At 69.1% G+C, this 13,557-nt stretch carries 14 protein-coding genes and 1 tRNA gene; 7 read left to right on the top strand and 8 right to left on the bottom strand.

Annotation, left to right across the window (positions count from 1 at the left end; all coding sequences use genetic code 11):
• Positions 1-80: 80 nt before the first annotated feature.
• The 3 genes from I7X39_RS07350 to I7X39_RS07340 all read right to left on the bottom strand — a co-directional run bounded on the left by I7X39_RS07350 (position 81) and on the right by I7X39_RS07340 (position 3,834).
• Entirely contained in the window at positions 81-824 is a 744-nt protein-coding gene (locus I7X39_RS07350; RefSeq protein ID WP_198110332.1) for an ABC transporter ATP-binding protein, read from the bottom strand.
• A gap of 152 nt (positions 825-976) precedes the next feature.
• Positions 977-2,170 carry a substrate-binding domain-containing protein gene (locus I7X39_RS07345; RefSeq protein ID WP_375140755.1) on the bottom strand — a complete coding sequence of 398 codons (1,194 nt, stop codon included), beginning with the start codon at positions 2,168-2,170 and terminating at the stop codon, positions 977-979.
• Positions 2,171-2,358: 188 nt separating this feature from the next.
• The gene (locus tag I7X39_RS07340) at positions 2,359-3,834 is read right to left on the bottom strand and encodes a sigma-54 interaction domain-containing protein (protein ID WP_375140754.1); all 1,476 of its coding nucleotides are present in this window, start codon (positions 3,832-3,834) and stop codon (positions 2,359-2,361) included.
• Between the two features lie 164 nt (positions 3,835-3,998).
• Between I7X39_RS07340 and I7X39_RS07335 the strand changes: the two genes are divergently transcribed.
• From I7X39_RS07335 to I7X39_RS07325, 3 genes are read left to right on the top strand one after another with little or no spacing between them, the layout of a single operon-like run.
• The gene (locus I7X39_RS07335; protein ID WP_198110330.1) at positions 3,999-4,310 is read left to right on the top strand and encodes an NIPSNAP family protein; all 312 of its coding nucleotides are present in this window, start codon (positions 3,999-4,001) and stop codon (positions 4,308-4,310) included.
• Positions 4,311-4,312: 2 nt separating this feature from the next.
• Positions 4,313-4,639 carry an antibiotic biosynthesis monooxygenase family protein gene (locus tag I7X39_RS07330; RefSeq protein ID WP_198110329.1) on the top strand — a complete coding sequence of 109 codons (327 nt, stop codon included), beginning with the start codon at positions 4,313-4,315 and terminating at the stop codon, positions 4,637-4,639.
• Positions 4,636-5,316 (top strand): ArsR/SmtB family transcription factor, encoded by a 681-nt coding sequence (locus tag I7X39_RS07325; protein WP_198110328.1) that lies wholly within the window; start codon positions 4,636-4,638, stop codon positions 5,314-5,316. Before I7X39_RS07330 ends, I7X39_RS07325 begins: the two co-directional genes overlap by 4 nt.
• Positions 5,317-5,462: 146 nt before the next feature.
• On the opposite strand, the gene I7X39_RS07320 is transcribed toward I7X39_RS07325, so the two are convergent.
• Entirely contained in the window at positions 5,463-6,242 is a 780-nt protein-coding gene (locus tag I7X39_RS07320; RefSeq protein WP_198110327.1) for a ParA family protein, read from the bottom strand.
• Between the two features lie 181 nt (positions 6,243-6,423).
• Here I7X39_RS07320 and I7X39_RS07315 point away from each other — a divergent pair, with 181 nt between their 5' ends.
• From I7X39_RS07315 to I7X39_RS07305, 3 genes are all read left to right on the top strand, one after another.
• On the top strand, positions 6,424-6,873 hold the full coding sequence (locus tag I7X39_RS07315) for a type 2 periplasmic-binding domain-containing protein (protein WP_198110326.1): 450 nt from the start codon (positions 6,424-6,426) through the stop codon (positions 6,871-6,873).
• Positions 6,874-6,883: 10 nt separating this feature from the next.
• The gene (locus I7X39_RS07310) at positions 6,884-8,035 is read left to right on the top strand and encodes a porin (RefSeq protein WP_198110325.1); all 1,152 of its coding nucleotides are present in this window, start codon (positions 6,884-6,886) and stop codon (positions 8,033-8,035) included.
• A gap of 68 nt (positions 8,036-8,103) precedes the next feature.
• Positions 8,104-8,931, top strand: coding sequence for a hypothetical protein (locus I7X39_RS07305; protein ID WP_198110324.1), 828 nt, complete (start codon positions 8,104-8,106; stop codon positions 8,929-8,931).
• 203 nt (positions 8,932-9,134) lie between these two features.
• On the opposite strand, the gene I7X39_RS07300 is transcribed toward I7X39_RS07305, so the two are convergent.
• Together I7X39_RS07300 and I7X39_RS07295 are read right to left on the bottom strand one after the other, a co-directional pair.
• Positions 9,135-11,462 carry an NADP-dependent malic enzyme gene (locus tag I7X39_RS07300; protein ID WP_310739888.1) on the bottom strand — a complete coding sequence of 776 codons (2,328 nt, stop codon included), beginning with the start codon at positions 11,460-11,462 and terminating at the stop codon, positions 9,135-9,137.
• 88 nt (positions 11,463-11,550) lie between these two features.
• Positions 11,551-11,625: transfer RNA gene (locus I7X39_RS07295), tRNA-Arg, on the bottom strand.
• Between the two features lie 92 nt (positions 11,626-11,717).
• On the opposite strand from I7X39_RS07295, the gene I7X39_RS07290 reads away from it, so the two are divergent.
• A complete protein-coding gene (locus I7X39_RS07290; RefSeq protein ID WP_198110323.1) occupies positions 11,718-12,254 on the top strand; it encodes a c-type cytochrome in 537 nt (178 codons plus the stop codon).
• A gap of 43 nt (positions 12,255-12,297) precedes the next feature.
• On the opposite strand, the gene I7X39_RS07285 is transcribed toward I7X39_RS07290, so the two are convergent.
• Both I7X39_RS07285 and I7X39_RS07280 read right to left on the bottom strand, forming a co-directional pair.
• Positions 12,298-12,810, bottom strand: coding sequence for a DUF2946 family protein (locus tag I7X39_RS07285; protein WP_198110322.1), 513 nt, complete (start codon positions 12,808-12,810; stop codon positions 12,298-12,300).
• Positions 12,810-13,556, bottom strand: coding sequence for a class I SAM-dependent methyltransferase (locus I7X39_RS07280; protein WP_198110321.1), 747 nt, complete (start codon positions 13,554-13,556; stop codon positions 12,810-12,812). Before I7X39_RS07280 ends, I7X39_RS07285 begins: the two co-directional genes overlap by 1 nt.
• Position 13,557: the final 1 nt, after the last annotated feature.

Below are 13,557 nucleotides of genomic sequence, written 5' to 3'. Positions count from 1 at the left end.
TCTTTGGCGCAGCAAAGAAATGCGGGTCGGGTGCAGGGGTGAAGCCCCTGCGGGCTGCAACGAGCAACAAGCAACCGAGCTCACGCTGCCACTCCAAGATACGCGTTCTGCACCACAGCCGAAGCCATCACAGAAGCAGGCTCGCCATCCGCGACCAAAGCCCCCTGGTGCAACACCACGATCCGATCCGCCAGCTCACGCACCACATCCATCTTGTGTTCCACCAAAAGGATGGTGTGACGCCCCTCGCGCTTCAGATCGCGAATCAGATCCAGCACCACCGGCACCTCATCCACGCTCATGCCCGCGGTGGGTTCATCGAACAGATAGACCTTGGGCTGCAGCGCCATCAACAGCGCCACTTCCAGCTTGCGCTGATCCCCATGCGGCAAGCTCGCCGCCAGGCTGTCAGCACGCGCGGCCAAACGCACGCGCTCCAGCAAGGCCATGGATTCGTCGATCAGCGAACGATGCTGCAGCCACACCGAGAACAGCCGCAGCCCCATCCCGCAACGCGCCTGCACCGCCAAGCGCACGTTCTCCAGCACGGTGAGGTGCGGGAACAGCTGCGTCAGCTGAAACGCCCGCCCCAGCCCCCGGCGCGTGCGCTGCGGCGCGCTCAGCCGCGTCAGGTCCTCACCGTTCAAGAGCACCCGCCCGCCACTGGCGGGCAGCTGCCCGCTGATGAGGTTGAAGTAGGTCGTCTTGCCCGCGCCGTTGGGGCCGACGATGGCCGTCAGCGTGCCGGGCTGGAAGCTGCAGGACACGCGGTCGACGGCCACATGGCCGCCGAAGCGGATCGTCAGGTCTTGGGTTTCGAGCACGTTGGTGAATTCGGGTTTCCAGAGTTCGAGGCGTAGCGAGCGGCCGCGGGACTAGACGCGGGGGGACCCGTGGACCGGAACGTACTTCCTGTACGTGAGGATCCACGGGAGGACCCGCAACGACGGCCTGTGGTCGCGCAGTAGCCGAGCGATCAGGACTTGTTGCGGATCGGGATGCTCATGTCCGCCGGCTTGATCTCCCGCACCAGCTCCGGCACGCCCCACTCGAACGCCGGGTCCACCTTGATCTTGAAATGGAACATCGACTGCATGGCCTGGTGGTCCTCGGCGCGGAACCACATCTCGCCCTTCGGACTCTGGAACTTCATGCCCTTCATGGCGGCCTGCAGCTTGGCGGTCTTGCTGTCGCCGCCGGTCTTTTTCAGCGCCTCGACGATGGCGATGCCGGCCGTCATGCCGCCGGCGGTGAACATGTCGGGCGGGGTCTTGAACTGCTTGTAGTGGTTGGCCACCAGCCACTCGTTGGCCGGGTTCTTGGGCATGCCGAAGTAGTAGTAGGCCGCGCCCTCCATGCCGGGGAAAGCTTTGTATGCCGTCATGGCCGGCAGGATGTTGCCGCCGGTGGCGATCTCGATGCCGTGGCGCTTCAGGTCCAGGTCGGCGATCTTGAAGGGGTTGCCCGCGCCGGCCCAGAGGATGAAGACGATCTTGCGGCCCGGCAGGCCCTTGAGCTTGTCGATCAAACGCTGCGCACCGGCGGTGAAGTCGGTGGTGCTGGTGGGCAGGTATTCCTCGTGCACCAGCTTGGCGGTCTTGAGCGCCTCGCGGAAGGCCTTCACGCCGTCGCGGCCGAAGGCGTAGTCCTGCGCCAGGGTGGCGATGTGGGTGCCGGGCTTGTCCAGCGCCACGGCGTTGGCGATGGCGTCCTGCGAGCTGTTGCGGCCGGTGCGGAAGATGTAGGGGTTCCACTTCTCGCCGGTGATGGAGTCGGCCACGGCGGGCTCCACCAGCAGGATCTTGCCGGCCTCCTCGGCCACCGGTAGCAGGGCCAGGGCCACCGAAGAGCTGGTGGGGCCAACGGCCAGGTCCACCTTGTCGTCCGCGTAGGCGGCGGCCAGCAGGTTCTTGCCCACGTCGGGCTTGCCCTGGTCGTCCTTCTCCAGCACGACGATCTTGCGGCCCGCCACGGTCATCGTGCCGCCGGTGGCGTACTGCAGGCCCAGCAGCAGGCCGGTGTGCGTCTGTTTGCCATAGGCCTCCAGCGGGCCGCTCTTGCTGTAGACATGGGCGATGCGGATGTCCTTGCCCTGGGCCTGGGCGGCGCAGCTGAGGGCAAGCAGGGCGGCGGCAGCCGCGGTATGGGCCAGAGAGCGGCGGTTCAGCATGGGGTCTCCTGAAGGCGGCCCCACGGGGACAGGGCCGGCGCTGGGCGCAAAGGGTGCAAGCCCCGTGCCATTGCGGGTTCACCCGGACTTTGCCGGGCGGCCATGGCCCATCAGGCGCTGGATTGCCCGGATTCCGTACAGGGCCGGTGAACGCGCCAACAGCAGCTGTCCGGAAACCGGACAGCTGCTCAGAGTCCGTACAGCGCCAGCTTCTCGTACAGGGCCGCGCGCGAGATGCGCAGCAGCTTGGCCGTGGCCACCTTGTTGCCCTGGGTGTGGGCCAGGGCGGCGGCGATGGCGCGGCGTTCCAGCTCGGCAATCTGCTCGGGCAGGGGGCGCAGGGCGGCGGCCGGATCGGTGGCGTCGACCGCCGGGGCGCTGATGCGGGCGGGCGCACCCGGCGCCGCAGCGGCGGCCGTGCCGCCTGGAAGCAGGCCGGCGAAATGCCGCGCCTCCAGGCGCAGCGCATCGCTCATCAGGCTGGCCTGCTCCAGCACATTGCGCAGTTCGCGGATGTTGCCGGGCCAGGGCTGCGCGGCCAGCAGGGCCAGGGCGTCGGGCTCCAGCGTGCGCTGCGGCATGCCGGAGCGGCGCGCGATGTCCTCGCCCAGCGCCTCGGCCAGGGCTTCGAGGTCTTCGCGGCGCTCGCGCAGCGGCGGCACGCGGATCGGCAGCACGGCCAGGCGGTAGTACAGGTCGGCACGGAACTCGTTGCGCGCCACCATCGAGGGTAGGTCGCGACTGGTGGCGGCGATGACGCGCAGGTCCACGCGCCGTACGGTGTTGGAGCCCAGGGGCTCGAACTCCTGCTCCTGCAGCACGCGCAGCAGCTTGCTCTGCAGCGCCAGCGGCATGTCGCCGATCTCGTCCAGGAACAGGGTGCCGCCGTCGGCGATGGCGAACTTGCCCTCGCGGCCCTTGCGGTCAGCGCCGGTGAAGGCACCGCCGGCCACGCCGAACAGCTCGGCCTCCAGCAAGGTGTCGGGGATGGCAGCGATGTTCAGGCCCACCAGGGGTTTGCTGGCGCGCGGGCTGGCGGCGTGAATGGCATGGGCCAGCAGCTCCTTGCCGGTGCCGGTCTCGCCCAGCAGCAGCACGCTCGAATCGAGCGCGGCCACCTTGCGCGCCTGGCGCTTCACCTCCTGCGCCGCCGGGCTCACGCCGATGAAGCTGCTGATCGTGTACTTGGGCCGGCGCTGCTCGCTCAGCTGGCGGCGTGCGTCGTCCAGCTGCTGCTGCAGGTGGGCGAACTTCTGCACCACCGGCTGCAGCTTGGTCTGGTCGGCCAGCACCAGGCCGATGGCGCCGATGACCTGGCCCTGCGCGTCGTGCAGGGGCAGGCGGCTCACCACGAAGGTGCCGGCGCGGTTGGTCAGCAGGTCGACGAGGATGGGGCGGTCGCTGTCGATGACCTCGGCCAGCAGGGTGCCGGGCACCACGTCCTCGACGCGGCGGCCGACGAACTCCGATTCATGTGTGAAGCCCAGGGCCGGCAGAAAGTGCTTGTAGCCCTCGCTGATCCAGACGATGCGGTGCTCGCGGTCCAGCAGCATCATGCCGGTGGCGGCCACGGCAAAGTGCTCGAACATGGACTGCGCGGCCAGGCGCAGCACGCCGTCCAGATCGGCCGGCAGGGTGGGGGCGGGGAGGACTGCGGGGTTCACAGGGGCGCATTGAACCCCAGCGCCGCGGCCCCGCCCATCGGGCCTTCGCCCAGGGCAACGGTTGTGCGCCCGCTGTAGCAGTGGGCTCATGCTTCGTTCACGGCCGAAGTGTTCCGACCTGCGCGGCCCGCACAGTGAGGGCCTAGACCCACCCGGAGCCCGCCATGGCCCTCACCTGCTTCATCCGCTACGAGATCGAACCCTTCCGCAAGGAAGACTTCCGCCGCTATGCCCAGGCCTGGCTGCACATCATTCCGCGCCTGGGCGGCCGCCTGCTCGGCTACTGGCTGCCGCACGAAGGCAGCAGCACCGAGGCCTGGGGCCTGATCTCCTTCGATTCCCTGGCCGCGTACGAGGCCTATCGCAGCCGCCTGAAGGCCGACCCGGAGGCACGCGCCAACTTCGAGTTCGCTGCGCGCGAGCGCTTCATCCGTGCCGAGTGGCGCAGCTTTCCCGAACCCGTGCAGGCGGACTGAGCGTGTTCGCCGTGATCTTTGAAGTCGAACCCGCGGCCCCCGGGCGCGAGACCTATCTGACACAGGCGGCCGCGCTACGCGCCGAGCTGGAGCGCGTGCCGGGCTTCCTGTCGGTTGAGCGCTTCGAAAGCCTGAGCCGGCCGGGCCGGCTGCTCTCGCTGAGCTTCTGGCAGGACGAGGCCAGCGTGAAGGCCTGGCGCGAGCAGCCCGAGCACCGCGCCGCCCAGGCGCTGGGCCGTGCCGGCCTGTTCGCCGACTACCGGCTGCGCGTGGCCGAGGTGGTCCGAGACTACGGCCTGCACGACCGCGCCCAAGTGCCTCCCCGATGAACTCGCTTGCCAGCCTGGCCACCCTGATCGCCGACCCCAGCCGCGCCGCCATGCTCAGCCATCTGCTGAGCGGCGAGCTGGCCAGCGCCGGTGAGTTGGCGCGTGCCGCCGGCGTGGGCGCGGCCACCGCCAGCGCGCATCTGCGCAAGCTGCTGGATGCCGGCTGGCTGGTCTGCGAGCCGCGCGGCCGCCATCGCTACTACCGGCTCGCCGATGCCGAGGTGGCGCAGGCCCTGCAGGCCCTGCAACTGGTGGCCGACCGCGGCCGCGCCGAGCAGGCCTGGGCCGGCCAGCCCGCACTGCGCTATGCACGCCGCTGCTACGGCCATCTGGCCGGCCGCCTGGGCGTGTGCCTGGCATCGCAGTGCCTGGAGCGCGGTTGGCTGCGGGCCGAGGAGCCGGGTCTGCTGCTGACCGAGCAAGGCCTGCGCGGCCTGCGGAGCCTGGACATGGACCCCGCCCCCTGGCGGCCGCGGGGGCTGCGCCCGCGCGCCGCGGCACACCCTTGCCTGGACTGGAGCGAACGCCGCGACCACCTCGCCGGCCCCTGGCCGCGTGCCCTGCTGCAGCACGCACTGGCACAGGGCTGGCTGCAGGCCCGTGCGGGCGAACGTGCGCTCGGGCTCAGCCCGCTGGGCGCGGCGCGGCTGAGCGCGGTGTTCGGGCCCCTGCCTTAGGGCAACGCTGAGCAAGTCCCTCGTGCGTCGCGCATCCCTGGCTTGGGCGGGCTGCGGCGTTGCATATGCTCGCCATAGCTGGGGCTATGGCTGTGCTTTGCGCCTTGCATCCCATCCCAAGCCAGGGCGCGCGCCATCACGGGGACTTATTCAGCGTCGCCTTCGGCCAGCGCGTCGTACAGCTGGCAGTAGGCCAGCGTCAGCGGGTGCTTGGGCTCCAGATGCACCAGGGGCAGCGCGCGCTCATGGCTTTCCTTCACCTTCACGCTGCTGTTCAGGAAGGGCTGCAGCACCGGCAGGCCTTCGTCCACCAGCGCCTGCACGGTGCGCTGCGGCAGGCTGGCGCGCGGCTGGAACTGGTTGACGACGATGCCTTCGACCTGCAGGTCGGGGTTGTGATCGGCCTGGATCTCCTGCACGTTCTCCAGCAGTTCGTAGAGCGCGCGGCGGGCGAACTCGTCGCAGTCGAAGGGGATCAGGCAGCCCTGCGCGGCGATCAGCGCCGAGCGGGTATAGAAGTTCAGCGCCGGCGGGGTGTCGATCCAGACCTGGTCGTAATCCGCCTCCAGCTCCTGCAGTGCATCACGCAACTTGTAGATCTTGTGTCGGCTTTCCAGCTTGGTGTGCAGCTCGTCGAGCTCGCCCGAGGCCGGCATCAGGTGCAGGTTCTCGAACGGCGTTTCGGTGATGAAGTCGCCGGGCTTGGCCGGGCGCACGCTGAACTTCAGCGAGCTCTCGAAGAAGGGCGCGCTGCCCGTGCCTTCGGCGGCCGGTGTGTCGCCCATCAGGTAGCGGCTGGAGTTGGCCTGGCGGTCCAGGTCGATCAGCAGCACGCGCTGGCCCTGGGCGGCGGCAATCGCCGCCAGATTCGTCGTGATGGTGGACTTGCCCACCCCGCCCTTCTGGTTGAACACCACGCGTCGCACGGCAGCTCCTGGTCGTTGAAGGGGGTAATTGTGCGCCGCAGCAATTTCGACTGCGGCATGCCCGCGACATGCTCGCTTCCCCTAGGCCGCCTCCTTCCAAAGAAGGAATCAGATAAGCCCACGCGCCACCACCCTGGTGGCCCGGTGCCGGTCTGGGTTCTTTGCACTCCAGGAGGTCGCTGTGAACGAAATTGCGTGGGAACGTCGTTGCGTGCTGGGGGCGCTGCTCGCCCTGGCGGCTCTGCCGGGGGCGCAGGCCCAGTCGGCTGACTTGGTGGCCGTGGTGGCCGCGAACAGCAAGGCACCGCCCAAGCTCAGTGCCGAGGAGCTCAGCGCCATCTTCATGGGCACGGCCAAGAGCTTTCCGAATGGCGAGCGCGCCGTGCCGATCGACCAGAAGGCCGGCACGCCGCCCTACGCCGGCTTCTATCAAAAAGCCGCTGGCAAGACGGAGGCGCAGATGAAGGCCTACTGGTCACGCATCATGTTCACCGGCAAGGGCCAGCCTCCGCAGGAAGGGGGCGACGGCGCCGCGGTGAAGAAGCTCGTGGCCGCCAACCCGAACATGGTGGGCTACATCGAAGCCTCGCTGGTCGACGCCAGCGTGCGCGTGATCGCCGACATCAAGTAAGGAGCCGACCATGCGTGTGCTTGCCACTCTCACCGTCACCGCCGCCCTGCTCGGTGCCAACGCCCCGGCCCTGGCCGAGGGCATGCGTTTCAACTTCAGCGGCTTCGGCCAATACACCGTGGGCAAGGTGCTCTCCGGTGACAAGAAGCCCTTCTCGCTCACCGGCAACTGGAACTGCCCCTGTGCCATCGCCAACTGGGAATACGTGGGCGTCTACGAGAAGGACAAGGGCTGGCAGGCGGATCAGGAATCACTGATCGGCCTGCAGGGCACGCTGCACTTCAGCGACAGCATCTCCGCCACCGCCCAGGTGCTGGCGCGGCCCGGCAACTTCAACTTCCGCCCCACCCTGGACTGGGCCTATGGCTCCTGGGCCGTGAGCGACCACTGGACCGTGCAAGCCGGGCGCAAGCGCATCCCGCTGTACTACTACTCCGACTTCCTCTACATCGGCACCGCCTACCCCTGGGTGCGTCCGCCGCAAGACGTCTACGGCTGGCCCATCTACGCCTACGACGGCGTCAACGCCGCCTACAGCGGCCAGTGGGGCAGCGTGACGGTGGACGCCAACGTCTGGGCCGGCGGCTTCACCCACAACAACGCGCCCTACAACACCAAAATCTATTACGGCGCCAAGACCAACGAGAAGTGGAAGGGCATCCACGGCGCCTACATCACCCTCACCAAAGACGAATGGAACGGCCGCGTGATGGTGATGCGCCACAAGGCCAACACCTGGACGCCGGCCTACGACGACCAGCCCGAGACGGTCTGGGTGCCCAATCTGCAGACCACCATCATTGCCCTCTCGCTGAACTACGACGGCGCCAACTGGCTGCTGCGCAGCGAGCTCAACCGCTTCAAGCAAGACACTTCAAAGGCCCAGTACGACTACTACCTGCTGGGCGTGGGCTACCGCGTGGGCGATTGGACGGCGATGCTGACCCAGTCCAACTACAAGACCAAGGACCTGGGCACCGCCTTCGGCAACCCGCCGCAGGGCATCGAGGCGCGCCGCAGCCGCAGCGTGGCGCTGCGCTACGACCTCAACAAGAACTGGGCGCTTAAAGGCCAGTACGACGTCTCCAAGGACCGCACCACCTGGTACGACTTCTTCGGCGACCACAAGATGCTGACCTTCTCGGCGCAGACCTCGTTCTGAGCGGGCGGCCTCCAAGGCGCCCGGCGGTCCGCGCCTCGTCCACCCCGGGGCTGGCCACGGCCAGCCCCATGCTCTGGCCACGCCGTCGGGCGCTGCTGGGCGGCGCGGGTTGGGTGTTCGGGCTTTCGGGCTTGTCCGGCCTGTTCGGTGCGGCCGGGGCGCAGGAAGCCAGTGCGCGCCTGCGGGTGGCCACCCATTCGCTGCCGCCCTACGTCATCGCGCAGCGCGCGGCGCCGCCCCAGGGCGCCTTGCGCGAGTTCATGGACGCCGAACTGGCGCCACTGCTGGGCGTGCAGTTCGACTGGCTGCCCGTGATGACCGCGCTGCGCGTGCAGCGCAGCCTGCTGGACGGTAGCGCCGAGCTCGCGCCACTGCTCACCCTGTCGGTGGCGGGCCTGCGCGTACTGCAGTTCGCGGCCGAGGCCTCACTCTTCATGGACAGCTTCGTGGCCCTGCGGCCCGGGCACCCGCTGCTGCGGCGCGAACGCGTGCAGGCGGCCGATTTGCTGGGTCAGCACGTGGGCACCGCCCTGGGCCTGCTGCTGCCGCCCGATCTAGAAGGCCTGGACATCCGCTGGGACGTGGTGTCCGCCACCGAGGCGGACCGCGCCATCCTCACGCGCGTGGCGCGTGGTCAGCTCGATGCCGGCTACTTCAGCAACCCCGAGTCGCCGCGCTGGAGCGCCCAGCAGCTGGGCATCCCGCTGCAGCTGCGCCAGCTGGACGTCGCCCGCCGCGCCCTGTTCCCCGCCTTTGCGCGCCATGTCGACCCCGAACTGGTGGCGCGCTACGGCCCGCTGGCGGCGCAGCACTTCGCCACCGAACGCTGGACGCGCACCTTGCAGCGCTGGTTGCAGGGGGTGAGTGCGGCGAGCACACCCGCGCGATCGGCCTGACGGGGGAGGGTCAGGGCGCCCGGGTGGCGGGGGGCCGTCCAGCCGGCCAGGAACTCGGTGCGGGGAGGAAACCAGCCCACCACTTGGTGGTCTTTCCAACACGGGCCCTTGAGCGCGTAGCCTCTCCACCCGGGCCTGAACCGCCGTGCCGCCGCTCAGCAGCAGGCCCAGCAGCGCGCGCCGGCCCAGCGCCCCGGGTGCCATCAGCGGGCGCCGGCCGCGGCCAGGGCCGTCATGTTGACCACGCGGCGCACCGTGCTCGACGGCGTGAGGATGTGCACCGGCTGGGCCGCCCCCAGCAGCACGGGGCCGACGGTGACGCCATGGCCGCCGGTCATCTTCAGCACATTGAAGAGGATGTTGGCGGCGTCCAGATTGGGCAGCAGCAGCAGGTTGGCCTCGCCGCTGAGCGTGGTCTCGGGCAGGAAGTTGCGGCGGATCTCCTCGCTCAGGGCGGCATCGCCGTGCATCTCGCCGTCGCAGGCCACACCCGGGCGCAGGGCCTTGAAGCGTTTCGCGGCTTCGCGCATGCGCTTGGCCGAGGGGCGGGTGGAGCTGCCGAACATCGAGTGCGAGACGAAGGCCACCTTGGGCGGAATGCCGAAGCGGCGCAACTCGTCCACCGCCATCGCGGCGATCTCGGCCAGTTGCTCGGCACTTGGCTCCTCATTGACGAAGGTGTCGGCCAGGAAGAGCGTGCGCTCGTCCAGCAGCAGGGCGTTGACGGTGGCGAAGCAATGCGCGCCCTCGCGCAGGCCGATGACGTCGCGCACATGGTCGAGGTGCTGCTCGAAGCGGCCCACCAGGCCGCAGAGCAGCGCGTCGGCATCACCGCGGCGCAGCAGCATGCTGCCGATCAGGGTGTGCGAGCGGCGCAGCGCGGCCTTGGCCATGCTGGGGGTGACGCCCTCGCGGCCCATCAGGCGCTGGTAGTCCTCCCAGCATTCGCGGTAGCGCGCGTCGTCCTCGGGGTTGACGAGCTCGATGTCGCGGCCCACCTCCAGGCGCAGGCCGGCGCGCGCGATGCGCTGGGCGATCACCGCCGGGCGGCCGATCAGGATCGGCCGGGCCAGGCCTTCGTCCACCACCACCTGGGCGGCGCGCAGCGCGCGCTCGTCCTCGCCCTCGGCATAGATCACGCGGCCCTTGCGCGCCTTGGCGGCGGCAAACACCGGGCGCATCACCAGGCCGGTCTGGTAGACGAAGCGGCTCAGAGATTGGCGGTAGGCCTCCAGGTCCTTGATCGGACGCGTGGCCACGCCGCTGGCGGCGGCCGCCTCGGCCACGGCCGGGGCGATGCGCAGGATCAGGCGCGCGTCAAAGGGCTTGGGAATGATGTACTCGGGCCCGAAGTGCAGCTCCTGCCCGGCATAGGCCGCGGCCACCTCGTCGCTGATCTCGGCCTTGGCCAGTGCGGCGATCTCGCGCACGCAGGCCAGCTTCATTTCCTCGGTGATGCGCGTGGCGCCGCAATCCAGCGCGCCGCGGAAGATGTACGGGAAGCACAGGACGTTGTTGACCTGGTTCGGGTAGTCGCTGCGGCCGGTGGCCATGATGGCGTCGTCGCGCACCTGCTTGACGAGTTCGGGGCGGATCTCCGGCTCGGGGTTGGCCAGCGCCAGGATCACCGGGCGCGCAGCCATCGTGGCCACCATCTCGGGCTTCAGCACCCCGGCGGCCGAGCAGCCCAGGAACACGTCGGCGCCGTGCATGGCATCGGCCAGCGTGCGTGCGGGGGTCTGCTGGCAGTAGCGCTGTTTGCTCTCGTCCAGCTTGGCGGCATCGGCGCGCTCGCTCTGGATCACGCCCTTGGAGTCGATCACATAGATGTGCTCGCGCTTCACGCCCAGGCCCACCATCACGTCCAGGCAGGCAATGGCCGCCGCACCGGCACCGCTGACCACCAGCTTGATCGCACCGATCGGCTTGCCCACCAGCTCCAGCGCATTCAAGAGCGCAGCGCCGCTGATGATGGCGGTGCCATGCTGGTCGTCGTGGAAGACCGGGATGCTCAGGCGCTCCTTGAGCTTGCGCTCGACGTAGAAGCACTCGGGCGCCTTGATGTCCTCGAGGTTGATGCCGCCCAGCGTGGGTTCGAGCGCGGCAATATGCTCGACCAGCTTGTCCGGATCCTTCTCGTTGAGCTCGATGTCGAACACATCGATGCCGGCGAACTTCTTGAACAGGCAGCCCTTGCCCTCCATCACCGGCTTGGCGGCCAGCGGGCCGATGTCGCCCAGGCCCAGCACCGCGGTGCCGTTGGTGACGACGCCGACGAGGTTGCCGCGCGAGGTGTACTCGGCCGCGCAGTTCGGGTCGGCCTCGATGGCCAGGCAGGGATAGGCAACCCCGGGCGAGTAGGCCAGCGAGAGATCGCGCTGGTTCGCCAGCGCCTTGGTCGGCGTCACGGCGATCTTGCCGCGCGAGGGCAGGCGGTGGTAATCGAGGGCGGCTTCGCGCAGCGCGGCTTCCGCGGCGCCGGCTTGGGGCAGGGTGTCGTCGTGCATCGGCGCAGCGTAGCGGAAGCCCATGCGGGCCTCCATGCGCAGGACGCATGAAGCAAAGAGCCCGCGGCAAGGCGGGCTCGGAGGCGAAGGCTGGCTCAACCAGCGGCAGAGGTGGCGCGACCGGCAAGAATCGAACTTGCGACGCGGCCTTCGGAGGGCCGCATGATATCCACTTCACCACGGTCGCAGCGAAGCCGGCCATTCTAGGGGCTAAAGCACGCCGCTATACTTCCGCGCCCTTTTCGAGGGTCCGAAACACAAGAGCCACAAGAGGACGGCATGAGCCACGACACCCACGAAGCCCACGATTCCCACGAAGGCCCCATCAAGACCCCGAAGCAACTGGCCTGGGCCGTGTTCTTCGCCTTCATGGTGCCCATCGTCGTGATCATCCTGCTGGCCAATTACGTGTCCGGGCAGTTCAAGCCGGCCGCCGGCAGTGAAAGCCTGGAAGCCGAGAAGATCGCCGAGCGCCTCAAGCCCATCGGGCATGTGGAAGTGAAGGCCGCGGGCGACATGGCCGCCATGAAGACCGGCGAGCAGGTCTACCAGGCCCAGTGCTCGGCCTGCCACGGCACCGGCGCTGCCGGCGCACCCAAGCTGGCGGACGCCGCCGCCTGGGGCCCGCGCGTGAAGACCGGCTTCGAGGCCCTGCTCAACTCGGCCCTGAAGGGCAAGGGCGCCATGGGCGCCCAGGGTGGCGGCGATTTCTCCGACTTCGAGATCGCCCGCGCCGTGGTCTACATGGCCAACCAGGGCGGCGGCAAGTTCGACGAACCCAAGGCCCCGGCGGCCCCCGCCTCGGCCGCTCAGTAAGTCCAGGCCCATCCGCAAAAGCCGCCCCACCGGGCGGCTTTTTTCATGCCGGCCGCAGCTGGAAGCCGAAGCGCTGCGGCAGTTCGGCGCGGGTAATGTCCTGCGGAATCCATTCGCCGCGTTCGATGCGCTCGGCCGCCAGGCCCATGTCCTGGCTGTGCACCAGGCCCAGGCCGCGCGAGGTGTGCAGGTAGAGCCAGCCCTGCTCGTCCAGCCAGCAGCTCAGGGCCTGCAGTTCTTCGCCGGTATGGGCCTGGATGCGCCCGTCGTCCAGCAGGCGCAGCACCAGGGGCGCGGCCTCCAGCTCCACGTAGACGCGCTGCGGGCCGTTCTGGAAGTACCAAGCGCCTTGCGCGTCGGACTCGTAATTGCGCTGGATGAACTCGCGCAGCTTGTCGTGCCGCACCACGCTGCCCTTGGGGTGGGGGAATGCGCCGGCGCGCTGGCAAGCCTCGTCGCGCATGTACCAGTCGCCGCGTGCATCCAGTGCCAGCCAGCCGCGGCAATCGGGCACGTGGGGCCACTTGGCCAGCGCGGCCTTGACGATGTCATCCATCAGCGTCGTTCCAGCAGCAGGTGCAGCCAATTGCCACGCGGCGGGTGCAGGGCTTCGCTGGGCCAGCGGGCCCAGAAGGCCAGCTTGGTCAACACCTTCTGGCCTAGCGAGCGTGGCGCGGGCGCGCCGATGCCGCCCCCGCAATGAACGCAAGGCTCCTGCTGCGCATAGGTACCGTAGGGGTTGCCGGCCAGGTCCATCAGCCAGGCGCTGAGCGCATTGCTGCGCTCGCGGGTGTGCCCCACCAGATGGTGGGCGGCGACGCGGAACTGGGGGAACAGGGCCGCCAGGCTGCTGGCATTGAAGCGATTGACATGGCCCCAGGGCGGGTTGAAGCCCCCGCAGCGCGCGCAGGTCGTGCGCCCGACGCGCAAGTCCTGCCCGTTGGGCACGCCGATCAACAGCCGGCCGCTGCAGACGCGCTGCAGTTCGTGGCAGGCCTGGTGCAGCAGTTGCGGGGGGATGTGCTCCAGCACCTCGGCGCAGAGCACGAAGTCAAACGCGCCGTCGGGGAAGTCCAGCGCGGTGAGATCGCCCTGCACGGTCAGGACCCCGGGGTGTTCAAACTCCGGCCGCTGCAGGTCGAGCGCCACGACCTCTTGGAAGCGTTCGGCCAGCAGGCGAGAGAAATGCCCGTCGCGGGCGCCGATGTCCAGGGCGCGCCGTCCGGATCCCGGGCTCAGGCTCAACAGGTCGCGTGTGCGTTCTTGTTCGGCCGGGCTGGATCGGTAGGCGCTGAGGGACATG

This window comes from Inhella proteolytica, from assembly GCF_016093275.1.
Lineage (GTDB): Bacteria > Pseudomonadota > Gammaproteobacteria > Burkholderiales > Burkholderiaceae_C > Inhella > Inhella proteolytica.
Note: the sequence above shows the minus strand (reverse complement) of the source record. Positions and strands in the feature narration are given on the sequence as shown.

Excerpts from the sequence above, each read along its gene's own strand:
- I7X39_RS07345 (WP_375140755.1), bottom strand. The coding sequence starts at position 2,170 with ATGCTGAACCGCCGCTCTCTGGCCCATACCGCGGCTGCCGCCGCCCTG.
- I7X39_RS07335 (WP_198110330.1), top strand. The coding sequence starts at position 3,999 with ATGGCCCTCACCTGCTTCATCCGCTACGAGATCGAACCCTTCCGCAAG.
- I7X39_RS07325 (WP_198110328.1), top strand. The coding sequence starts at position 4,636 with ATGAACTCGCTTGCCAGCCTGGCCACCCTGATCGCCGACCCCAGCCGC.
- I7X39_RS07310 (WP_198110325.1), top strand. The coding sequence starts at position 6,884 with ATGCGTGTGCTTGCCACTCTCACCGTCACCGCCGCCCTGCTCGGTGCC.
- I7X39_RS07305 (WP_198110324.1), top strand. The coding sequence starts at position 8,104 with ATGCTCTGGCCACGCCGTCGGGCGCTGCTGGGCGGCGCGGGTTGGGTG.
- I7X39_RS07300 (WP_310739888.1), bottom strand. The coding sequence starts at position 11,462 with ATGGGCTTCCGCTACGCTGCGCCGATGCACGACGACACCCTGCCCCAA.
- I7X39_RS07290 (WP_198110323.1), top strand. The coding sequence starts at position 11,718 with ATGAGCCACGACACCCACGAAGCCCACGATTCCCACGAAGGCCCCATC.
- I7X39_RS07285 (WP_198110322.1), bottom strand. The coding sequence starts at position 12,810 with ATGGATGACATCGTCAAGGCCGCGCTGGCCAAGTGGCCCCACGTGCCC.
- I7X39_RS07280 (WP_198110321.1), bottom strand. The coding sequence starts at position 13,556 with ATGTCCCTCAGCGCCTACCGATCCAGCCCGGCCGAACAAGAACGCACA.